19 protein-coding genes are annotated in these 23,111 nt (G+C 56.2%); 15 read left to right on the top strand and 4 right to left on the bottom strand.

Annotated features, from left to right (window positions below; all coding sequences use genetic code 11):
- Positions 1-77: 77 nt before the first annotated feature.
- The 4 genes from HH216_RS21520 (at position 78) to HH216_RS21505 (ending at position 4,866) form a co-directional block, all read left to right on the top strand.
- Positions 78-953, top strand: coding sequence for an SDR family NAD(P)-dependent oxidoreductase (locus HH216_RS21520; protein WP_169552731.1), 876 nt, complete (start codon positions 78-80; stop codon positions 951-953).
- Positions 954-1,134: 181 nt separating this feature from the next.
- Positions 1,135-2,055 carry a helix-turn-helix domain-containing protein gene (locus HH216_RS21515; protein WP_169552730.1) on the top strand — a complete coding sequence of 307 codons (921 nt, stop codon included), beginning with the start codon at positions 1,135-1,137 and terminating at the stop codon, positions 2,053-2,055.
- Positions 2,056-2,244: 189 nt separating this feature from the next.
- Positions 2,245-3,903, top strand: coding sequence for an alpha-L-fucosidase (locus tag HH216_RS21510; RefSeq protein WP_169552729.1), 1,659 nt, complete (start codon positions 2,245-2,247; stop codon positions 3,901-3,903).
- Positions 3,904-4,143: 240 nt separating this feature from the next.
- Complete coding sequence (locus HH216_RS21505; protein ID WP_169552728.1) at positions 4,144-4,866, top strand: NADPH-dependent F420 reductase; 723 nt, start codon at positions 4,144-4,146, stop codon at positions 4,864-4,866.
- 113 nt (positions 4,867-4,979) lie between these two features.
- On the opposite strand, the gene HH216_RS21500 is transcribed toward HH216_RS21505, so the two are convergent.
- Together HH216_RS21500 and HH216_RS21495 are read right to left on the bottom strand one after the other, a co-directional pair.
- Positions 4,980-5,744 carry a dioxygenase family protein gene (locus tag HH216_RS21500; protein ID WP_254448558.1) on the bottom strand — a complete coding sequence of 255 codons (765 nt, stop codon included), beginning with the start codon at positions 5,742-5,744 and terminating at the stop codon, positions 4,980-4,982.
- A gap of 141 nt (positions 5,745-5,885) precedes the next feature.
- On the bottom strand, positions 5,886-6,308 hold the full coding sequence (locus tag HH216_RS21495) for a DoxX family protein (protein ID WP_254448557.1): 423 nt from the start codon (positions 6,306-6,308) through the stop codon (positions 5,886-5,888).
- A gap of 97 nt (positions 6,309-6,405) precedes the next feature.
- Here HH216_RS21495 and HH216_RS21490 point away from each other — a divergent pair, with 97 nt between their 5' ends.
- Complete coding sequence (locus tag HH216_RS21490) at positions 6,406-6,978, top strand: Crp/Fnr family transcriptional regulator (RefSeq protein ID WP_169552726.1); 573 nt, start codon at positions 6,406-6,408, stop codon at positions 6,976-6,978.
- 109 nt (positions 6,979-7,087) lie between these two features.
- On the opposite strand, the gene fbp is transcribed toward HH216_RS21490, so the two are convergent.
- Positions 7,088-8,116: a class 1 fructose-bisphosphatase gene (gene fbp / locus HH216_RS21485; protein WP_254448556.1), complete on the bottom strand. Its 1,029-nt coding sequence runs from the start codon at positions 8,114-8,116 to the stop codon at positions 7,088-7,090.
- Positions 8,113-9,687, bottom strand: a complete 1,575-nt coding sequence (gene pckA, locus HH216_RS21480) for a phosphoenolpyruvate carboxykinase (ATP) (protein WP_408641743.1) — start codon at positions 9,685-9,687, stop codon at positions 8,113-8,115. Before pckA ends, fbp begins: the two co-directional genes overlap by 4 nt.
- Before the next feature lie 182 nt (positions 9,688-9,869).
- Between pckA and HH216_RS21475 the strand changes: the two genes are divergently transcribed.
- The 10 genes from HH216_RS21475 (at position 9,870) to HH216_RS21430 (ending at position 22,978) form a co-directional block, all read left to right on the top strand.
- The gene (locus tag HH216_RS21475) at positions 9,870-11,369 is read left to right on the top strand and encodes a helix-turn-helix domain-containing protein (protein WP_169552724.1); all 1,500 of its coding nucleotides are present in this window, start codon (positions 9,870-9,872) and stop codon (positions 11,367-11,369) included.
- Positions 11,370-11,500: 131 nt separating this feature from the next.
- Positions 11,501-12,103, top strand: a complete 603-nt coding sequence (locus HH216_RS21470) for an RNA polymerase sigma-70 factor (RefSeq protein ID WP_169552723.1) — start codon at positions 11,501-11,503, stop codon at positions 12,101-12,103.
- A gap of 132 nt (positions 12,104-12,235) precedes the next feature.
- Complete coding sequence (locus tag HH216_RS21465; RefSeq protein ID WP_169552722.1) at positions 12,236-13,264, top strand: FecR family protein; 1,029 nt, start codon at positions 12,236-12,238, stop codon at positions 13,262-13,264.
- A 182-nt stretch (positions 13,265-13,446) separates the two neighbouring features.
- Positions 13,447-16,473, top strand: a complete 3,027-nt coding sequence (locus HH216_RS21460; protein WP_169552721.1) for a TonB-dependent receptor — start codon at positions 13,447-13,449, stop codon at positions 16,471-16,473.
- 110 nt (positions 16,474-16,583) lie between these two features.
- Positions 16,584-17,525, top strand: a complete 942-nt coding sequence (locus HH216_RS21455) for an AEC family transporter (protein WP_169552720.1) — start codon at positions 16,584-16,586, stop codon at positions 17,523-17,525.
- Between the two features lie 5 nt (positions 17,526-17,530).
- On the top strand, positions 17,531-18,784 hold the full coding sequence (dctA, locus tag HH216_RS21450) for a C4-dicarboxylate transporter DctA (protein WP_169552719.1): 1,254 nt from the start codon (positions 17,531-17,533) through the stop codon (positions 18,782-18,784).
- Positions 18,785-18,941: 157 nt separating this feature from the next.
- Complete coding sequence (gene msrB, locus HH216_RS21445) at positions 18,942-19,412, top strand: peptide-methionine (R)-S-oxide reductase MsrB (RefSeq protein WP_169552718.1); 471 nt, start codon at positions 18,942-18,944, stop codon at positions 19,410-19,412.
- A 121-nt stretch (positions 19,413-19,533) separates the two neighbouring features.
- Positions 19,534-20,352 (top strand): AraC family transcriptional regulator, encoded by an 819-nt coding sequence (locus HH216_RS21440; RefSeq protein ID WP_169552717.1) that lies wholly within the window; start codon positions 19,534-19,536, stop codon positions 20,350-20,352.
- 53 nt (positions 20,353-20,405) lie between these two features.
- Positions 20,406-21,560 carry an FAD-dependent monooxygenase gene (locus tag HH216_RS21435; RefSeq protein ID WP_169552716.1) on the top strand — a complete coding sequence of 385 codons (1,155 nt, stop codon included), beginning with the start codon at positions 20,406-20,408 and terminating at the stop codon, positions 21,558-21,560.
- Positions 21,561-21,847: 287 nt separating this feature from the next.
- Positions 21,848-22,978, top strand: coding sequence for an FAD-dependent oxidoreductase (locus HH216_RS21430; RefSeq protein ID WP_169552715.1), 1,131 nt, complete (start codon positions 21,848-21,850; stop codon positions 22,976-22,978).
- Positions 22,979-23,111: the final 133 nt, after the last annotated feature.

Here is a 23,111-nt window from a genome sequence, read left to right as displayed (position 1 = left end):
ACAAATCCCCGCAATTTGCCTACAGCGCCGGAATCACAGCCCCTGACCTTTGTCGTGTCATTAATCAATCATTCATCATGACACAGCAACAGGACACTACTAATGCACAGCCGATCACGAATACAGCGGCTAAAGTTTGGTTTATTACTGGTACGTCGCGCGGGTTTGGCCGCGTCTGGGCCGAAGCCGCTCTCCGGCGTGGCGACAAGGTAGCTGCCACCGCCCGCAGCCTCGACAGTATCGCCGACCTGACCGAAACCTACGGCGACAACGTGCTGACGCTCGCCCTCGATGTCACGCAGCCCGATCAGGTAAAAACTGCCGTGGAGCAGGCGCACGCGCATTTCGGGCGGCTGGATATCGTGTTCAACAACGCGGGCTATTCGCTGGTAGGCACCATCGAGGAAGCCAGCGCGGATGATATTCGCGCGCTCTACGAAACGAATGTTCTCGGCCCGGTTTCCGTTATTCAGGCGGCTTTGCCACTGTTGCGGGCGCAGGGGGGCGGGCATATTCTGGGTACGTCGAGCAATCTGGGTCATGTAACGCTGCCGGTGATCGGATACTACTGTTCGTCGAAATGGGCGTTTGAAGCGATTCACGAAAGTTTGGCGGCCGAGGTCAAACCGTTCGGGATCAACGTAACGATTATCGAGCCGGGGGCCTACGCGACTGAGTTTGGCAGTCAGGAATCGCTGAAGTTCGCGCAGCCGCTTGATTTGTACGCGGGTTTCAAAGACCAGTTTTTCCAGGGCCTACGAACCATGGAACGGGGCGACCCGGCCGCGACACCGGAGGCCTTATTCAGCGTTGTCGACACCGAAAACCCACCGCTGCGGTTCTTTCTGGGTAGTCACAACTTACCCTGGGTGCGTGCTGCCTATGCCGAGCGGATGGCAACCTGGGAAGCGTGGGAGGCTATTTCCAATGCTGCGCAGGGTGGGGCAAAGTAAAGCCTCACCTGCCGCATGGCTGAACCAGAACTAATTTAGTTTTTGGCATGCTGAGGGACGAAGCATCTTTGATAGTAACTGGTTCTTCAGATACCGAAGATGCTTCGTCCCTCAGCATGACAAACCGGTTATTCCAAAAACTGGCGTTATCAATCACTCACGTTAGTCCAGTAAGCAACACATGAAAAAAGACGACGACAGCCCGCTCAGAATGAACTCCCTGACCGAGGTGCACCGGGCCTTCGGATTGCCCAAACCAGCTCATCCGCTGATCAGCCTGCTCAACGGAACCGTCGCGCAGATCGACCCGGGAAGACTCCCCAAAGCGCATGTGCTCGGTTTCTACAAAATATCGTACAAGCCAAGACTCGGCGGCCGGTTAAAGTACGGGCAGAGTTACTACGACTTCGACGAGGGCGGTTTGCTGTTTGCTTCGCCGGGGCAGATCATCGGCAGCAACGACAACGACGCCAGTGTATGTTCGGAATACACGCTGCTGATTCATCCCGATTTTCTGCTGGGCTACCCGCTGGCGAAAACCATCCGGCAGTACGGTTTCTTTTCGTACGCTACCAACGAAACGCTGCACCTGTCTGACGCGGAAAAAACCGCGATTATGGGTGTCTTCGGGATGATCGAAACGGAACTGACCAGCCGGATCGACGAGTTCAGCCAGGATGTGGTTATCTCCCAGATCGAGTTGCTGATGAACTACGCCAACCGGTTCTACAATCGGCAGTTCATTACCCGCAAGGCGGTCAGTCACGAGCTGCTGCAAAAACTGGATGATCTGCTGGATCGGTATTTTACGGATAACACGTCGGCGAGTCAGGGCCTGCCAACGGTCGGGTATCTGGCCGAGCACGTGAACCTGTCGCCTAGCTACCTGAGCGATATGCTACGGGCGCAGATCGGCCAGAACGCCCAGCAGTACATTCACAACAAGCTGATCGAACGGGCAAAAGAACAGCTGTCGACTACCAACGTGTCGGTGGGCGAGGTGTCGTTTGCACTGGGTTTCGAGCACTCGCAGTCGTTCAGCAAATTCTTCAAGACGAAAACTAACCTGTCGCCCCTTGAATTCCGGCGGTCGTTCAACTGACCTTTATCAGCTTTTCTGAGTACGTTCCCGATGGGCTACACCCTCGGTTGGTGGCTTTACACAGCGTGTACAACGTCGTCATGATTGGTATTTGCTGATGCCGCTCGGCAGTTTGCCTCCAAACAATCTCACAGAGGGCGTGGGGTAGTTGAGCGTCGACGCAGCCTTTAAGTCAGTAATCGACGAATTATGCTGACAAGAAGACATCTGCTGAAAGGAATGGCGGGCGCTGTACCTGCCTGGTATCTGTCCAGACTGGAAGGACTGGCGCACCCCAAGGCCCCGCTGGTGGCTGGCGAACCCATGGCTACCGGTAAATTCAAACCCACCTGGGAATCGCTGGCTCAGTACCAGGTACCCAACTGGTACAGCGATGCCAAATTCGGTATCTGGGCGCACTGGGGGGCACAGTGCCAGCCCGAAGACGGCGACTGGTATGCCCGCGAGATGTATGACGAGGGTAGCGGAAAGTACAAATTCCACCTACAGAAATACGGTCTTCAGTCCAAATTCGGCTTCAAGGATGTGATTCACGAATGGAAAGCCGATAAGTGGAATCCCGATCAGTTGCTGAACCTGTACCAGAAGGCTGGGGCGGAATACTTCGTCGCCATGGCGAATCACCACGATAATTTCGACAACTACGACAGCAAGTACCAATCCTGGAATTCGACCCGGCTGGGGCCGAAAAAAGACCTGATTGGCGGCTGGGCCAAAGCGGCCAAAAAACACGGTCTACGCTTCGGCGTCAGCATCCACGCAGCGCACGCCTGGAGCTGGTACGAAACGGCGCAGCGTTCCGACAAAGCTGGCCCTTACGCCGGTGTTCCGTACGACGGGAAGCTAACCAAAGCCGACGGCAAAGGCACCTGGTGGGAAGGCTACGATCCGCAGGAGTTGTATGCCCAGAACCACGCCCTGAGCGAAGGCAGCGCCAATACATCGAGTATTCATAAGCAGTGGGAGTGGGGCAACGGCGCCAGTGTACCGTCGAAGGAATACTGCGAGAAATTCTACAACCGCACGGTCGATCTGATTAACAAATACGGGCCGGATCTGGTGTATTTCGACGATACGGCGTTACCGCTCTGGCCCATCAGCGATGCTGGTCTGCGGATCGCGGCCCACCTGTACAACAGTAATATGAAGCGGCACGGGGGGAAACTGGAAGCGGTACTGAACGGAAAAGTCCTGACGCCCGAGCAGCAGAAATGCATGGTGTGGGACATTGAACGCGGTCAGTCGAACCAGATCGAGCCTTACGTCTGGCAAACCGATACGTGCATTGGGAGCTGGCACTACAACCGGCAGATCTACGACAAAAACGAGTACAAAACGCCCAAAACCGTCATTCACACGCTAGCCGACGTGGTGAGCAAAAACGGTAACCTGCTGCTAAGCGTGCCGGTGCGGGGCGACGGCTCCATCGACGAGAAGGAAACCGCCATTGTGGAAGGCATTGCCAGCTGGATGGCAGTGAACAGAGAAAGCATCTTCGGCACACGGCCGTGGAGCGTATTCGGCGAAGGACCAGCAATCGAGTCAGCCGCTCCGCTGAACGCGCAGGGGTTCAACGAAGGGAAGGGCAAACCGTTTGGGGCAGAAGATGTTCGCTTCACCACGAAAGACAACGCGCTCTACGCCATCGTGATGGGTTGGCCTACAGACGGAAAAGTGCGGATCAAAACGCTGCGTTCGGGCAACACCGCCCTGAAACACACCGTCAACAAGGTAGAACTGCTCGGCCAATCGGGCGGTCTGTCCTTTACCCCGACGGGCGAGGCTCTTGAAGTCACGCTCCCCGATCGCAAACCCACTGACTACGCTCACTGCCTGAAAATCACTTAGAGGTTGTTTGGGGAAGGAATTTTTGTCATCCCTCCTGCGTCGGGATGACAAAAAAGGCGATTCTAGGACCCTGAAATCGTTCCCCAAACAACCTCTTAAGGGCTAACCGTCGGCGGCTGCGCCAGCAGAGGTAGACGATCCTGAATCCTGCGCCATCGTGCTAAAAACAATTTACTGGCTGGGAGGCTTAAACGGTAACGCTGCACAAAGCGGCAGCTTGTAGTTCATAATCGCTCAATCATGAAAATAGGAATTATTGGGGCTGGCTTTATCGGCAGTGCGCTTGCCGTGAGGCTCACCAGTCTCGGCCACTCAGTATTAATTGCCAACTCGCGCGGCCCTGAAACGCTGGGAGAGGTGGCCCAAAAAACCGGCGCTACCCCGGCCACGGCTTACGAAGCAGCTCGTTATGGGGAAATTACGGTGGTAACCATTCCGCTGAAAAACATTCCTGAGTTGCCCAAAGACTTGTTCGAAGGCGTATCTGCTGGCGTGCCGGTAATTGACACCAGCAACTACTATCCCATGCTACGCGATGGTCAGATACCCGAACTGGAGAGCGGTGACTTGACCGAAAGCGAGTGGGTTCAGGCACACCTGGGTCGGCCCGTAGTGAAGGTGTTCAACAACATTCTGGCCGATGACCTCGAAAAATTGGGGAAGCCCGCCGGTACGCCCGGCCGCATTGCGCTGCCTGTTGCCGGAGACGAAGCTGTTGCCAAGCAGCAGGTAATGGCGCTGGTTGAGGAGCTGGGCTTTGATACAGTGGATGGCGGCAACCTGCACGAGTCGTGGCGGCAGCAGCCCGGCACGCCGTGCTACCTGGCCAACATGCCCGCTGCCGAATTACAGCAGCAATTGGCTAGTCTGGGCACGGTGCGGACGGATGCGCAACACGCGCAGTTCCTGGCTAACCACGCTGCGCAGGAAAAGCAAATGGCCGCACAGGGTATCAAACTGTAACAGTAAACACAACTCATCCCGAATGAGCCCCGTTCACTCACGGAGGCTCATTCGGGATGAGTTGTGTTTGCTTAGCAGGTCAGCAACTTGTCGATCAGGTCGGGTGAGCTGTTTTATGCCTTTTCACTGATCATAAAGCTTCGTTCGCTGAAGGCAGGGAACGATACCGCGCTGTCATAGAAGTAGTCTACTTCATCGGTTGGACCCATTAACCCCAGGCTGTAGAGAATGGGCACAAAGTGGTCGGGCGTTGGAGCCGCCAGCTTGCCAAGCTTATGGCTGGTTGCGTAATTGATAATAGCGCTGATATTCCTGTCCTCAATCTGTGTTTTAATCCAGGCATCATAATCAGCTTCCCACCCGAAGGGTGTCATATCGCCACTTCTGAACTTTTGGCCGGCCAGCGGGATGTTGTGGATGATCGAACCGCTGCCAATGATCAGTACGCCTTTCTCGCGCAACGCTTTTAGCTGCCTGCCTAATTCATAGTGATAATCCGGTTTGGCATCGTAATAAATGCTCATCTGAAAAACGGGAATGTCAGCGCCGGGGAACAGGTGCATAAGCATCGGCCAGGCACCGTGGTCCAGTCCCCAGTCGGTTGTTTCTACAGCAGACGGAACAAGTTTCTTTACCTCCCGTGCGATGTCCGGAGCCCCATTGGCCTGGTATTTCACCGTGTAGTATTCCTGTGGAAACCCGTAGTAATCGTAGAGCTGAGTTTGTTTGGGAGCGATGTTCACGAACGTCCCGCTTGTACACCAATGAGCCGAAACGATCAGGGCCGCTTTTATCTCGTATTGATGCTGAAGGCCTTTCCCCAATTCGTACAGGGAATTCCAGAAAGGTTTTTCCTCTTTGGAAAGCGGAATATCCATCGGGTTCCCGTGTGAGGTAAACAGCACTGGCATCCGCTTAGCCTGAGTTGGAAGCGTATCCGTGAATTGTTTAAAAGTGCTTAGTGAGCTCATTGCTGACAAGGCTACTGTTTGATTTATAAACTCCCTGCGATCCATTGATCAGTTGAAATAGACCGGTGCTTTTTTGGCCCTGCCCCAGGCGACCAGACAGGCAAGCGCGCCTAGTACCAGGCTAGGAGCGATCATGGTTACTTCGCCCCGTATCAGGTGAAATCCAGCGGCCAGAACCATCACCAGGGTTAATCCACTGGCGGCTAAACCAGTCAGTGAAGGTCGGATACGGGTTAGCATTGGTACGATCAAACCCAGCGCCCCGGCCAGTTCGGCCCCGCCAATAAATCGAACTAACCCTGCGGGTACCTCCGTCGTCCAGGGCATCTGTTTGGCTAATTCGGCAATCGGTGCGGTAAGTTTCATAAAGCCAGCCATGCCAAAAGCCAAAGCCAGTATTACTTGTAAAACCCAGAGGGCTATGTGCCAGCCCTTCGATGGTGCCTGCTTACTCATGATGCGTGTTTCCATGTTTTTTTTGATACAAAGGTCTCAACGCGTGCCCTGACGCGCCTTAATGTAGATTAAGAAATACTCCCTGTATCTTAGCGGTTCACGCTGCTGACTTATGCAATCGTTTTTAGATCTTATTCCCCAGGGCAAGCTTTCGGATGAAGCGTATCACGCGTTGGCATCGCGGATCATTACCCGGCGGGTGGCTAAAGGGGAAATCCTGCTTAGGAAAGGCGATAAAATGAGAAAGCACTATTTTGTAAAATCCGGCCTGCTACGTAGCTATACCCTGGATGACAATGGGAAGGAGCATATTTTTATGTTTGCTCCAGAGGGTTGGATTATCAGTGATATTGGCTGGCAGGTACCGGGTAAGGAAGCGGATCTGTATATCGACGCCGTTGAAAGTTCGGAAGTAGAAGTAGTGGAAGACGGTCTGATTTCCCCAACAGATCAACCCAGCGAGGAAGCCATTCAGCGGTTGACCAATCGAATCTACGTGCTCCAGAAGCGGATTATTCTCCTGATGAGTGCAAGCCTGCGCGAGCGCTACCTTGATTTCCTGGCCACCTACCCGGCTATCGCGCAGCGGGTACCCCAAAAAATGATAGCCTCCTATTTGGGCGTTACCCCGGAAGCGCTGAGTAAGATACGCGGTGATCTTACCAAACAGGACAGACACCAGTAGCTCACTACTTCTTTTCCAATCTCGTAAACCCGCTCTCGTAGAAACCTAACTCATCCCGAATGAGCCCCGTTTACTCACGGAGGCCACATTCGGGATGAGTTGTGTTGGCTTAGGAGATCAGTAACTTATCGATCAGGTCGGGTGAGCCGACGAACAGAACTGACCGCTGGTGTAGCTCTGTCGGGTCGACGTCGAGGGTGAGCTGCCGCCCGTCGGTGGCGCGCCCACCGGCCTGTTCGGCGATGAACGCCATCGGAAAGCACTCGTACAGCAGCCGGAGTTTGCCGCCCGGCGACTGGCGGGTGGGCGGGTACAAGTAGATGCCGCCTTTGATGAGATTACGGTGAAAATCAGCCACGAGCGAACCAATGTACCGGCCCGTCATCCGGTGCTGCCGACAACTGGTCAGGTACGTCTGCACATAGTCCGGGTAGTCGGCTACGTTGCCGTCGTTGCACGAAAAGATCGAGCCGGTGTGCGGCTGGCGCATGTTGGTGTGCGACAGGATGTACTCACCCAGCGACTGATCGAGCGTGAAGCCGTTGACGCCCTGCCCGGTCGTGAAAACCAGAATCGTCGACGAGCCATACAGCACGTAGCCAGCCGCTGCCTGCTTTCGCCCCCCTTGCAGAAAATCGGCCATCGTAGCCTCCGAACCAATAGGCGACACCCGTCGGTAGATGGAGAAAATGGTCCCAATCGATACGTTGACGTCGATATTGGACGAACCGTCGAGCGGGTCGATGGCGACCACATACTTGCCGTTGGGATTGCCCGTCAGAATCATCTCGTCGTCCTCTTCCGAGATAATCGCGCAGACTTCTCCGCCGTTTTTCAGGGCGCGGATGAACCGGATGTTGGCAATAACATCGAGTTTCTGCTGCGATTCGCCCTGAATATTATCGGTACCGGCCGCGCCCGTCACGTCGATCAGCCCCGCTCGGTTGATCTCCAGATTTATGATTTTGCTGGCCAGCGCAATGTCGCGCAGCAACTGCGAGAGTTCGCCCGTAGCAAAGGGGAATGCACTCTGTTCACGCAGAATAAAGCGGTCGAGGGTGGTACCGACAGGGAGAGCAAGGTTCGGCTGGCCGGATTGTGTCGTTGCGGGTAGGGGCATATCAACGAAGGTAATCATACGGTGACAGATGTAGCGCTGGTGAGCGATGCCCGTTTATCCACAAATAAGCTGTTCAGGTGGTTTGCCTTGGCGTCGTACGCCATCGGGTCGGCCCAGGTCTGGCGCGGGTCCAGGATGGGGGCTGGTACGTCGGGGCAGGCGGTCGGCATGGCAAGGTTGAAAACGGGGTGCATCACAAACGGACCTTCGGCGAGCTGGCCCGTCAGGGCGGCCCGGATGAGCGAGCGGGTGTGGCTCAGTTTCATGCGTTGCCCAACGCCGAAGCCGCCACCCGTCCAGCCGGTATTCACGAGCCAGACATTGACCCCGTGCTGCCGGATTTTGTCGCCGAGCATCCGGGCGTATTCGCTGACGTGCAGCGGCATGAAAGCGGCTCCAAAACAGGCCGAAAACGTGGCCTGTGGCTCGGTAACGCCCATTTCCGTACCGGCTACCCTCGCCGTGTAGCCCAGCACGAAGTAATCCATTGCCTGCTCGGTCGTCAGCCGGGCGATGGGCGGCAATACGCCAAAAGCGTCGCAGGTCAGGAAGAAGATGTTGCGTGGATGGGTACCCACCGACGGTTCAACGGCGTTGCCGATAAACGAAATGGGGTAGGAGGTACGCGTATTCTCCGTCAGGGTCGTATCGGTGTAATCGACGGTGCGCGAGTTACGGATCATCCGGGTGTTTTCCACGATAGAGCCGTAGCGGATGGCGTCGAAAATCTGCGGTTCGCGCTCGCGGGTCAGGTCGATAACTTTGGCGTAGCAGCCCCCTTCAAAATTGAAGATGCCTTCGTCGCTCCAGCCGTGCTCATCGTCGCCAATCAGTCCCCGTTCCGGGTCGGCCGAGAGGGTCGTTTTGCCCGTTCCCGACAGGCCGAAAAACAACGCTACATCGGTGGAATTGTTCAGGTCGACGTTGGCCGAGCAGTGCATGGGCATGACGTTCTTTTGCGGCAGCAGGAAGTTGAGCGCCGAGAAAACGCCCTTCTTGATTTCACCCGCGTAGCCCGTTCCGCCAACCAGAATGACCCGTTTCGAGAGGTTCAGAATGGCAAAATTGGTGCCCCGCGTCTGGTCTTCGGCCGGATTGGCCAGAAAGTCGGGGACGGCCAGGATCGTGAAATCGGGTTCAAAATCGGTCAGTTCGTCGGCCGTTGGGCGCAGGAACATATTCGTGCAGAACAGGTTCTGCCAGGCCGAAGTCGTCAGAATACACAGTTTCAATTGATGGGCCGGGTCAGCACCAGCCAGCGCGTAGCGGACAAAAACGGGGTGGTATTCCACGTAGTGCCGCATCCGGCGGTGAAGCTGCTCGAAACGGGCTTCGTCGTACGGGATATTGACATTTCCCCAGTCGACCCGCCCCTCGGTCAGGCTGTCGCGCACGATGTAACGGTCTTTCGGCGACCGACCCGTGTAGCGACCGGTGGCGCACATGAGCGCCCCCGTTTCGGTTAACGCCCCCTCGCCCCGGCGCAGCGCATGCTCGACAAGTTCGGTGGGCGACAGTTGAAAATACACATCCTTGCTGGTGCGAACGCCCAGAAAATTCAGTGCGGCTTCTTCAGGTAATTCTTGCACAAATCGGGGATTACGGACGACTTCGGCTACCATGGCAGACTGTGTTTGAGGTGAACTGATTGGTGACTTCACAAATGTAGTTAGCGATTATGAATAAAAAAGCGAACGTTCGCTAAAAAGATAGAAATCGCTAAAATTCTTAATTTGCTTACTGAGATTCTTGGAAATGTTATTTTTGTGGCATGACGTCAGACCGGGAAAAAGTGCGGCTCATTTTTGGGCTGAAAATCAAGCAGCTACGTGGGGAGCTTGGCTTGTCGACCTACGACCTCGCCGACAAAACGGGCCTGTCGCCGTCGTATCTCAATGAGATCGAGAAAGGAAAAAAATATCCCAAGACCGAAAAGGTGTTTGCGCTGGCCAAAGCCCTCAACAGCACCTACGATACGCTGGTGTCGTTGCAGGTCAATAAAGCGCTGGAGCCGGTTGTAGAGTTGCTTAACTCAAACATCCTGAACGAGTTGCCACTCGACCTGTTCGGTATTGAGCCGACGTATTTTCTGGAAGTGATGGCGAATGCACCCGCCAAGCTGAGTGCGTTTATCAACACGCTGATTGAGATTGGCCGCAACTACGACCTGAGCGTCGAGCAGTTTTATTTCTCTGTGTTGCGGACGTATCAGGCCATGCACCACAATTATTTCGAGGAACTCGAAGCGCAGGCCGATGCTTTCCTGACCGACAATCCGCTGCCGCAACTGCCCGAACAACGCACCGACTGGCTAATAAGCATTCTGAACCAAACGTATCAATGCACGGTCGAGTTTTACGACGAAACCACCCAGCCAGCCCTGCTGTCGCTGCGGTCGGTGTATTTGCCGGAGCAAAGTAAATTGTTGGTAAATAACAAGTTATCGACAGAGCAGCGGGTGTTTACGCTGGCGCGGGAAGTGGGGTATCACCGACTGAACCAGACGGTTCGCCCGCTGGAATCGTCGGTGCTGGAAGCCCGTTCATTCGATGAGGTGCTGCATAATTTTCAGGCGTCGTACTTCGCCCGCTGTATCCTGATTCCCCGGTCGCGGCTGCTTGACGAACTGCGGACGCTGGTGCAGCAACCGAACTGGAGCAACGACCGGATGCTGGGGATGCTGGCGGAGGCTGCCGTGACGCCGGAAATGTTTCTGTTGCGCGTAACCAACCTGCTGTCGGGCTATTTCGAGTTGAACGACCTGTTCTTTCTGCGGTTCAATCAACTCGCCAGCGGCCGGTTTCTACTGGCGAAAGAATTGCACTTAAGCAAGCTGCACACCCCGCACGGTGTCGCCCGTGATGAACACTATTGCCGTCGGCAGGTATCGGTCACGATCCTGAACGAACTCCGGCAGCTTCAGCAGTCGGGGCAGTGGGACGGGCAACCCATTTGCCGGGCGCAGCGCATCTCGTTTGCCACCAACGACACGACGTATTTCGTGTTTTCCATCGCCAAATCGTCGCCCCCCACCACCGACAACAGCAGCGTCAACATCGGTTTTCCCATCACCGATACCCTGCTCGAACGGTTACCTTTCATCGGCGACCCCAGCCTGCCCACTACGCCCGTGGGAGAAACTTGCGAACGCTGCCCAATTGCCGATTGTACGGTCCGGGCCGCTCCGCCTACCGAACTGAATCAGCAGCAGCGAACCGCCCATATTCAGCAGACCATTGCCCAGTTACGGGCGGGTAATCAACCAGCGTAAGGTAGCCCCCTGCCGTAACAGCGTGTACAAACTCAAAATAGGTTTGTAAATAGTAATAGTTATTCGGTAAATAGTGATATGTGGGCAATATCGATACCTTTGCCCTGCTACATCCGTAAACCGTTCTGCTCATGGCATCCGTATCGTCGACAGGCTACCGTCAGTACATTGACGAACAGCTTGTAACCGCGCTTAGCACCGGCGACCGGAATGCCTTTGCCGAAGTGTACGAGCGGTACTGGAATCCGCTTTACCGGGTGGCTTACCAGAAGGTGCGGTCGCGGGAAGTGGCCGAGGAACTGGTGCAGAATCTGTTTGTGAGTTTGTGGGTAAAGCGGGAGCAGCATACCATCCGCGAATTGCGCCCGTACTTGTTTACGGCCCTGCGGTTTTCCATCATCAACCACATCGAGTCGGAGCAGGTACACGAACGGTTTATCGCGTATTACGAATCGTTTTTGCAGCAAACCGAAGCCCGCCCGGTCGATGACGAACTGGCCCTGCGCGACCTCACCGAAGCCATCGAACGTAGCCTGCATACGCTGCCCGAACAAACCCAGCAGGTGTTCCGGCTCAGCCGCTTCGACTGCCTGACCATCCCCGAAATTGCTGCCCGGCTCAACCTGTCGGAGAAAACGATTCAGTACCATCTGGCCAAAGCCCTGCGCGTCGTCCGGGAAAACCTGCACGGCCTGGGTACACTACTGGCCGTAACGTTTGCTGAGTATTTATAACTATTCGTGGATATTTTTGGTCGATAGCTATCCTGAGTATAAACTTTCAGGGAAATACTGATTTTATTCAGGGTAATGACCGGGTTTGCCTGACTTACACTATGAACGGTAGCTAACGCCGTTCACTGACTCATGAACCCGTTCGAATTCCGTCTGCTGCTGCGTCGCTACCGGCTTGGGCAAACTACCGACGAAGAATCGGCCCGGCTGGAAGGCTGGTACGATGAACTGGGCGCTGATGCCGTTGGGCAGGCTGCTGACGAGCCAAATAAGACGCAGCAACAGCGGATGTGGGCCCGGATTCAGGCCGATACGTTCAGCGAACCGATGGTGCGGCCCATGCCCGTTTACCGGCAAAGCTGGTTTCGCGTGGCAGCTACGGTACTGCTGCTGATGGGGCTGGTTGGCTACGGGCTCTGGCAATGGCCGGGGCAGCGGTCCGGGCAGGTTGAGCTGATGTCGGTGCGGATGAATAATACGCAGCAGCCCATGCCGATCCGGCTCGACGACGGTAGTCAGGTCACGCTGGCACCGGGCAGTTTTCTGCGCTACCCCGACCGGTTTGCCGCCAACAAACGCGAAGTATTCCTGACCGGCGACGCTTTTTTCAATGTGACGCGCCAACCCGAACGGCCGTTTCTGGTCGTGACCGACCGGGTGGTAACGCGGGTGCTGGGAACGAGTTTTCGGGTAAACACCCTCGGCGACCGCTCGAATGTGTCGGTTACGGTGCGGACCGGGAAAGTATCGGTATTTAGCCGGGCCGCGCCGAATTCGGGAGGGAAAGAATTCTCGAATGCGGTGGTGCTGGTGCCGAATCAGCGGGCAGTGTTCTACGCGGCCGATGCCCGGCTGGTGAAAACGCTGGCCGAGAATCCGGTGCTGCTGACGCCCGCGAGCGAGAAGCCGGATTTCAACTTTGTAGATACGCCCTTGCCAGTGGTATTCGCCCGGCTGGAAAAAGCCTACGGGGTTGATTTTGTGTACGATGCCGACGTCCTGTCGCGCTGCACGCTCACGGCCCGGTTAACAAACGAATCGCTTTACGACAAGCTGACGCTCATTAGCGAGGTGACCCACGCCCGGCACGAAATTATCGATGGGCAGGTGGTTATCGATAGTCGGGGGTGCGTACCTGCTCAACCTGTTACCAGTCCATAAACCTGATTCACCGATGAAAAACAAGTACTGACCTACCCGTTTTCGCGTAAAAAAGCCGGTGATGTGCCACCATCACCGGCTTTGACTCCCCAATTTTTTCGAGCTGCGAACCGCCCGTTTACCGGGCGAGGGGACTCGTTTTGTCCAGATTTCTCAAACCCGTTCCAAAACCACTTAAAAGTATGCATCGACAGCCAACTTTACCAGCATTGCTGCGGGCTATTATGAAAATCACCGTCTGCCAGTTCCTTCTCGCCATTCTGTTTGTCAGCATCGCCGTTGCCCGCGAAGGTCGGGCGCAGGAAGTGCTTGGCCGACGAATCACGCTGACGGCAGTGGGTCAACCTGCCCGGTCAGTACTCAGTCGCCTGGAGCAGCAGGCCGACATCCGGTTTATGTACAGTGCCGAAGTGATTCAGGCCGACCGGGCCGTGTCGATTTCGGTACAGGAACAGCGGCTCGATAACGTGCTGAATCAACTGCTTAGCCCGCTCCGCATTACGTACCGGGTTGTGGGGCAGCAGATTGTGCTGAACCTTGACGAAGCCTCCGCCAAGTCAGAACTACAGATGCCTGCGGCAGCTCCGACCATATCGGGAAAGGTGACGGCCAAAAACGGGGAAGCGCTGCCGGGGGTGAACGTAACCATAAAAGGAAAAACGCGCGGTGCCTCGACCGACGCGCAGGGGCAGTTTAAACTCGAAGCCGACGCGGGTGAAACGCTGGTCTTCTCGTTTATCGGGTATAAAAATCAGGAGGTAGCCCTGACCGGGCAAACCACCGTCGACGTGGTACTCGAAGAAAGCTCGGCTACGTTACAGGAGGTTGCCGTGGTGGGGTCGCGCTCGAACGTAGCCCGTACCGACGTTGAGCGGCCCGTGCCGGTCGACGTGTTGACGGCCAAGGAGTTGCAGTCGACGGGGCAGACCGAACTGAGCCAGCAGGTGCAGTTTACGTCGCCTTCGTTCAACTCGGCCAAAAACGGAATCAACGGCGTGGCCAGCTACGCCGATCCTTCGTCGCTCAAGGGCTTGTCGCCTGATCAGATGCTGGTGCTGGTTGACGGAAAGCGTCGGCACCAGTTTGGAGCCGTTAACCTGAACGTGACGGTGGGTAAAGGTACCGTTGTGACCGACATGAACGCCGTGCCATCGCTGGCGGTGGAGCGGCTGGAAATCCTGCGCGACGGAGCCGCTGCTCAGTACGGTTCCGACGCCATTGCGGGTATCGTTAACCTGAACCTGAAAAAATCGGTCGGGGTGGGTAGTGCGCTGGTGCAGTACGGCGTCACGAGTCAGGGCGACGGTGGTGGCTATACGGTAGGCGTGAACTACGGCTTCCGGCTCGCCAAAACGGGTTACCTCAACGTAACGGGTAGCTATCAGGACGCGGCCGGTACCGACCGTTCGGACCCGTACAACCCGCAGCCCGTAGCGGGTGGTGCCTACACGGGCGCATACACGACCAACAGAACCACCGATGAGTCGACCCGGGAAGCGCGGGGCGTGTATGGTCAGTACGGTACCTTCAAGGTAACACAGTACGGCAGCAGCGCGCTCAAATCAGGGCAGTTGTTTTATAACGCCGGAATTCCGCTGACCAACAACTGGTCGCTGTACTCGTTCGGCGGGTACTCACGCAAGCGGGTCAATGCACTGGGCTTTTTCCGCACGGCCATTCCGACCGTCGGCACCACGAACCCATCCATTTACCCCGACGGATTCACCCCGCAACTGCCCGGCAGCGTGCAGGATTACTCGGTCGTGGTGGGGATTCGGAAGAAAGTGCTGACCGGCTGGAACTTCGACTTCAGCACCGGCTACGGCTACAACTACCTCGATCAGAACGTAACCAACTCGACCAATGCCTCGCTGGGAGCTGCGTCGCCGAAGGATTTTTACGTGGGCCGTATCACGTTCGGGCAAAGTGTGAGCGAAGCCAACCTTAACAAAACGATGTTTGGCGTGGCTGGTACCAAAACGCTTAGCCTGGCTTTGGGCGCGCAGTACCGCGTCGACCGGTTTCAGCTGATGGCGGGCGACCCGGCCAGTTTTCAGGTGGGCCCACTAGCCGCTACCAACAACAAGATTCCCGGTTCGCAGGGGCGCGTCGGTATCAGCACCGACGACGAAACCAACCGGACCCGTTCGAACGTGGGCATCTACGCCGACGTTGAGAGCGACCTGACCGACAAGCTGCTGGTGGCGGCTGCGCTGCGGTACGAAAACTATAGCGATTTTGGCAGCAACCTGTCGGGTAAGCTGGCAACGCGCCTGAAGCTAAACGACAATTTCTCGATTCGCGGCTCCATCAACCGCGGCTTCCGGGCTCCGCTGCTTCAGCAGGTTGCTAACGCCGTAACCACATCGACGGTACAGAACGGCGTCGTAACCTCGACTAAGGAGATTCCCAACAGCGACCCACGTCTGGCTCAAATTGGTATCGAAGACCCCAAAGCGGAAACGTCGTGGAACTACAACATTGGTCTGACGGCAAAAGCGGCCCGCAACAAACTGCTGTTTACGCTCGACGCTTACCAGATCGACATCCGCGACCGGATTATCATCACCGAAAACCTGCGCGTTGCCAACATTGCCGCGCTGAAACCGCTGTTCCCCAACTTGCAGGAGATTACGTTCTTCACCAATCAGGTCAATACGCAGACGCGGGGCGTTGATTTCGTGACGTCGTTCCGGCAGACGCTCCGGCGCAGCAACGTCTTCACGGCGAGCGTAGCCCTGACGGTCAACAAAACGAGCATTGTCGGTACGAAGGGTACACCCGCTCAGTTGCAGGCTGGCACCGCCACCCCGATTCTGCTGATCGACACGGTAAGCCGCGCCCTGATTGAAACCAGTCAGCCGCACACGAAAGTGATGGTATCGCTTGGCTATCAGGTGGGTAAATTGACGGTGACGCTGCGGTCGAGTTACTTCGGTGCTGTAACGGCCTGGGAAAAGCCGAGCGGCCTGCCCCACCGTGCTCAGACCTTCGGCGGCAAAAACCTGTTCGATCTGTCGGCGGTGTATGCCCTCAACAAAATGTTTTCCCTTACGCTTGGCGGTAACAACATCACGAACGTGTACCCGGATCGGGTCTTTACCAATTACGCATCGTACAGTAACGGGCAGGTGCCATTTACCCGAAACGCCAACCAGTTTGGCTTCAACGGGTCGTACTACTACGCCAATCTGATGATTAATTTTTAAAGGGATGAAAGTACCCCCGTCCCCCTGAAGGGGGTGAGGACTCATCTCAAAAACTTCCGTGGACGTCCTCACCCCCTTCAGGGGGACGGGGGGTACTTACGAGATAATCGATGCTAAACGTCGTACTGCTGCTGGTTTGTCTTATTGTAGGTGTTGTGCTGCGGCAGATAAAACTGGTGCCGGACGATGCGCACCTGACGATCAATCAGTTGCTGGTGGCGGTGTTTATCCCGGCCCTGACGCTCCTCTACATTCCCGATATGCACCTGACCCGGCAGTTCTGGTTGCCGGTACTGGTACCCTGGCTCGTGTTTCTGATTGGGTTGCTCGTGTTCGGGCTGTTCAGCCGGTTTGGTACCCAACTCGACCGCTCGTCGCTGGGGAGCCTGCAACTGACGGGTGGCATCAGCAGCGTATCGTTCGTCGGTTTTCCGCTGTTCGAACTGCTCTACGGCAAGGCGGGGCTGGCGGTGGGTATCGTGATGAGTCAGGCCGGTACGTTTCTGGTGGCCATGACAGTGGGCGTGGCGCTGGCAAGCTGGCATTTGGCAAAGCAGTCTCCGTCGGGTCAACAGCCGTCAGGTCGGCCATCGGTGAAGCTGATACTAGGTAACATGCTCCGGTTTCCGCCCTTCCCGGTGTTTCTGGTGGCGGTGGTGGCCAATCTGGCTGGATACCGGCACCCGGCGCTGGTGCGCGAACTGCTCGAAAAAATCAGCAGTCCGTTTTCGGTGCTGGCGCTGCTGTCGGTCGGGTTGCAACTGCGGCTGCGGGTTAGTCCCGAACAGCAGCCCAACCTGCTGCTGGGGCTATCCTACAAGCTGCTGCTGGCTCCACTGCTGGTGTTTGTGCTGTGCCGACTGTGGCTGGGGCGGCACGATTACGTGGCTGACCTGTGCATATTGGGTTCGGCCATCGGGCCGATGAATACGGCGGCTATTCTGGCGCAACGGTACGGCCTTAACGCCCCGCTGGCCGCGCAGATGGTCGGGCTGGGCATTCCGCTTTCGTTTCCTGTTCTCTTTTTACTCTACTACCTGATGGAACACTGATTTTTATGAAAAAAATAGTCACAAATCTCACCTTCTGGGTCCTGACTGCTATCGTGTCGGGCGCATTGCTTGGTCACTTCGCCCCGGCCACCGCCGTGAAGATGGAGTTTCTGGGCAAGTGGTTTATCAGTGTCGTTAAGCTCTTTATCAACCCTATCATCTTCCTGACCATTACGCTGGGAATCAGCAGTATGGGCGACCTCAAAAAGGTAGGCCGGGTAGGGGGAAAGGCCCTGCTGTACTTCGAAATCGTTACGACCGTAGCGTTGCTGATTGGGGTGCTGGTGGCGAAACTGATCCGGCCCGGCGAAGGCGTTGATACGGGTAATCTCAACGGCGGGGCCATCAGCCAGTATACGGAGCGGGCCGAAGCGTTTTCGTGGCTTAAGTTTCTGGCCGACAACGTAACCCTTCAGGTACTGCTGGTGTCGATTGTGGTTGGGATTGTGCTGAGCCGGTACGAAGGGCGCGAACGGGTGCTGGGCTGGCTGTCGGCTGCGTCGAAATGGGTGTTCAAAGGGCTGCATCTGGTGATGCGGTTTGCGCCCATCGGGGCGTTCGGCGGTATGGCGTTCACCATCGGAAAATACGGTATTGCCACGCTGATTCCGCTTGCCAAGCTGATGACGACGGTCTACGCAACGATGTTCCTGTTCGTGTTTGTGGTGCTCAACGCCATTCTGCGGTACTACAAAGTCAGCCTGTGGTCGTTCCTGAAATACATCCGGGAAGAACTGCTGATTGTACTCGGTACGTCGTCGTCGGAAGCTGCGCTGCCCGCCCTGATGGAAAAGCTCGAGCGCATGGGTTGCGCCAAACCCGTTGTGGGACTGGTGGTTCCGGCGGGGTATTCGTTCAACCTCGACGGTACCACGATTTACCTCTCGCTGGCCACGCTCTTTCTGGCGCAGGTGTTCGGCGTCGACCTGACGGTTTCCCAGATTCTGACCATTATCGGCATCCTGATGGTGACGTCCAAGGGCGCAGCGGGCGTTACGGGCAGCGGCTTCGTAGTGCTGGCCAGTACGCTGACAGCCATCCGGGTGATTCCGGTGGAAGGGCTGGCCCTGCTGCTGGGTGTCGACCGGTTTATGTCGGAAGCGCGCTCGATTACCAACTTCATCGGAAACGCCGTCGCGACGATCTTCCTGGCTAACAACGAAAAAGCGTTCGACCGTTCGATGATGGAGCAGGCGTTCGACCCGCAGACTCCTCCGCCCAGCGTACCCGACCTGCCCCAGCCCGAGCTGACGATTTGACACAGCTTGTCCGGATTGTAGTGCTTACATGACGGAAGCAGGATGGTTAGTATGACGTTGCTCGCTGATGGGCGTTCGCAGTGTATTCCCGGCGTTATTTGCTCAACTTTCGCAGCTGATTACGGGTTTATAGGTAAACAGTCAATCAACTACGAGCATGAACGCAACGGAACAAGAACCGACGGCCGACCATAGCGCCAACCCATACTATTCCCGCACCGACCACCACCACCTCGACGTATCGAATCAGGAGTGGAAGCAGATACTACCCCGCGACCTGTACGCGGTTGCGCGGGAGCAGGGCACGGAGCGGGCCTTTACCGGTAAATACTGGAACACCCATGAACTTGGCACCTACTACTGCGCCGTGTGCGGCAACAAGCTGTTCCGCTCCGACGCCAAATTCGCCAGCAGCTGCGGGTGGCCCAGCTTTTTTCAGGCCGACCGCCCCGACAGCGTCGTTTATCACCACGACAATTCGTACGGGATGCGCCGGGTTGAAGTGGTGTGTGGTCGTTGCGACTCGCACCTGGGCCACATCTTCAATGACGGACCCGCGCCAACCGGCCAACGCTACTGTATGAACTCCGTTTCGCTTGACTTCGAGCCGGATAGTTCGGCGGAGTAAGCGAAAGCCGGACTTTGCCCGGCACAGTGTAAGATTTATAGTCGCTGAACTTGTACGCATAAGACAAGTTCAGCGACTTTTTCGTACAATGGTATTTTGAGTTTCGTAGCCACTGTTTTGTATGCAGCACCTGGAAATTGAATCGCCTGAAGCCTTACGAAGCCTCATCAAATGCTTTTGGTACACCAGCATTGAGTTTGCAGATGGGCAATCGAATTTTGAGGTCGTGCCAGATGGGTACGCCGAACTGATTTTTCACTTCGGGAGTCCTTGCAGTATCGGGTCTGATACAGGGTTAAAACCCCTGCCGTCGCCGTTTCTGGTAGGGCTGCTCAACCAGCCGATTCATTTTTATTCGCAGAATCGGCTGGAAATTATAGGCGTTCGCTGCTTCCCCTGGACTGTGTTCGATCTGCTCGGCCTGCCGTCGGGAAAAGATGGAGTTCGCACGGTCGAGCACCCCGTGGCCCGGCTTCAGGCTACCCTCGCCGAGCTTGTCCGGGTGGGGAATATCGACGAAGCACTGGCGCAGGTGGCCGCGTATTTTCTGGCCATGCAGTCGCCGACGAGCGACGACAAAACGCTGAACAAGGCAGGGGCTGCGATGCGGCAGGCCAACGGTACGCTGCCGGTGAGTCAGGTAGCAGCAGCCGCGCACGCCACCGTCCGTACGCTGGAACGGAAGTTCAGGCAGGCGGCCGGCCACACCGTGAAAGACGTGTCGGCGCTGATCCGCTTCGAGCAGGTACGCGACAGTCTGTGGCACGACCCCGACACCAAACTTGCCGGGCTGGCCCATGAACTGGGCTATACCGATCAGGCGCACCTAAGCCGGGAATTTAAACGCTACACCGGCACAACGCCCGGCGCGTTTGCCCGTAAAACCAAGCGGGCAAGGGAGGCATTGGGCAGCGATTTTGTCGTGTTTGTACAATCCTGACGGGCCCGGATTCCGGAATTTTGTGTGCTTAACAACCAAACGAGCATCGGAACATGGAATCAGCAAACGGAAAAAGTGTCCTTATTTCGGGGTCGAGCATCGCCGGTCTGTCGGCGGCTTACTGGATGAACCGGCTGGGCTACAGCGTGACGGTTATTGAACGGGCCAACGAGGTGCGGACGGTTGGCGGGGCTGTCGACATCCGCGACGAGGCCGTCGATGTGGCGAAGCGGATGGGTATTTTCGAGCCGCTAACCGCCAATCGACTGACGGTCGACCGGGTCGAGTTTAAAAACGCTGACGACTCCACGGCCGGCACGATGGAACTCACAGCCGAAGGCGAGTCCACGCCGGGCGATGCGTCACCCGGCGATGTGTTACCCGGTGAGGACATCGAAATCGAGCGGGACATATTCGCGGCTATCCTGCTTGAACAGCTACAGGGCCGGGTAACCTTCATCTTCAACGACAGCATCACCGCCCTGGCCGAAGCCGACGACGCGGTACTTGTCACGTTCAAACAGGGCAAGCAGCAGACCTTCAATTTGGTGCTGGGCTGCGACGGTATTCACTCGGCCGTCAGAAACTGCTGGTTCGGCCCCGAAGCGGCCTATTCCCATTTTCTCGATGCTTATTTCTCGATTTCGATTGTCAAAAAATCGCTGGTAAGACCCCGAACGATGCAGATGTATAATGTGCCCGGTAAGGCTATTATGCTGAATGCGTACAAGAATAAAACCGACATTATTTTCTGCTTTTCTTCGGAGAAAGAAATCCCGTACGACTACCGAAATGTGGAGCAACAGCGAGCCATTATTCTGAATCAGTTTGCCGGAGGAGATTGGCGAACCGAAGCGCTGCTGGACGAGATAAAACAGTCGACAAATTTTTACTTCGACAAATTCTGCCAGATAAAAATGCCGACCTGGACAAAAGGCCGGGTGGCGTTGATTGGCGATGCTGGCTACTGTGCTTCGCCCGCTGCGGGCATGGGAGCTTCCCTATCGATGATTGGTGCCGCTACCCTGGCCGATGCGCTGGAAAAACACGACGGTGATGTTGAAGCCGCCTTCCAGGACTATAACCAGAACCTGCGCCCATTTATCGAGCAGGTACAGGCGCGGGCCGCGACAAATGTGAAGGAAAACTTCATCCCCGAAACCGCCGAAGCAATTCACAAACGGAACACACAGACAATCGCATTTTGAGGGGCTGGATGAACAGGCTGTTTGTCCCCGGCAGCTTCCAGCTGTCGGAGCCGTCAGGCTAAATGGTAGAGACTTGTTAGCCGCTATCGCGGCTCCGACAGCTGGAAGCTGCCGGGGACAACCAATATCACCGCTAAATTCCGTGTCATTAGCGACCCTCGCCCGACTGTCCCCTTCGGCTAATATGGCGCTTAAATCCCCACTGGTTTTGTCGCGTTTATACAAGCTTGCCCCCGCTTCGCGCCAGACATTTGTAGGGTAGTTCACGCATTGATCTACACAACACGATGCTACTGAATCAAAAGAAAGTCGCTATTCTCGGGGCGGGTCCCGTCGGGCTGACAACCGCAAAATTGCTACAACAGGCGGGCGTCGACGTGACGGTGTACGAACGCGACAAAGACGCCAACGCCCGAATCTGGGGCGGCACTCTCGACCTGCACGAATCGTCGGGGCAGGAAGCCATGAAACGGGCCGGGCTGCTGGACCAGTATTTCGCCGAAGCGGTACCGATGGGCCGGATTATTGCCGACGAACAGGCCAACGTGCTGTTTGTCAAAGAAGAAGCCGTCGACAATCCCGAAATTAACCGAAACGAACTGCGGACGTTGCTACTGAACAGTCTAACGGAGGGCACCGTGGTGTGGGACGGTAAATGCACCCAGCTCGACGCCCACGACGGCAAATGGTTGCTGCATTTCGACAACGGCATACAGACCACCGCCGACCTGGTTATTGGGGCCAACGGAGGTATGTCGACGGTGCGGAAATACATCACCGATGCGGCCGTCGAGTACACCGGCACGATTTTCATACAGGGCGAAGTCGCCGAGCCGCAACTTGCCTGCCCGGAGTTTTACGAGCTATGTACTGGAAACATTCTGATGGCGTCGTACAAGGGAAATCTGTTTGGGGCGAATCCGAGGAACAACGGCATCCTGACCTACAATGTCATTCTCAGCGAGTCGGAACAGTGGGTACACGAACACCTCAATTTTGAGGATGCCGCCAGTGTGGCCCGGATTCTTTCCGACCGGTTTGCCGACTGGAATGCGGTGTACCACCAGTTGTTTCAGGCCACCGATTTGTTCCGGGCGTTGCCGATTAAGAAACTGCCGCTAACGAAACCCTGGGCGCAGGACCGTCCGCTGCCCATCACGGTCATTGGCGACGCGGCCCACCTGATGCAGCCCTTCGCCGGTCAGGGTGTCAACACCGGACTGGTCGATGCCCTGACGTTGTCCGATAATCTCACCAATGGGAACTTCACGACTATACAGGCGGCTATCAGCGATTACGAACAGAAAATGCTGATTTACGCAACCGCAGCCCAGCTTGAATCAAGCCAGAACGAGTTGGCCCTGCGCCACCCCGATTTCTCGTTCAAAAACCTGTTTCACCGCGCTGTTCAGGAGTAATTTACGCTGTTCAGGGTTACGGATTGAGTGTACCGGTCGGGCTTGATTCCCTGCCCCGGCCACTGATAATCCTATCAGTACGGGTACTGCGCGGTAACTATCCCGCCTGTTTCCCCGTTGAAAAGAATAAGAC

This window comes from Spirosoma rhododendri, from assembly GCF_012849055.1.
Classification (GTDB): domain Bacteria; phylum Bacteroidota; class Bacteroidia; order Cytophagales; family Spirosomataceae; genus Spirosoma; species Spirosoma rhododendri.
This window is presented reverse-complemented; position numbering and strand designations above follow the sequence as displayed.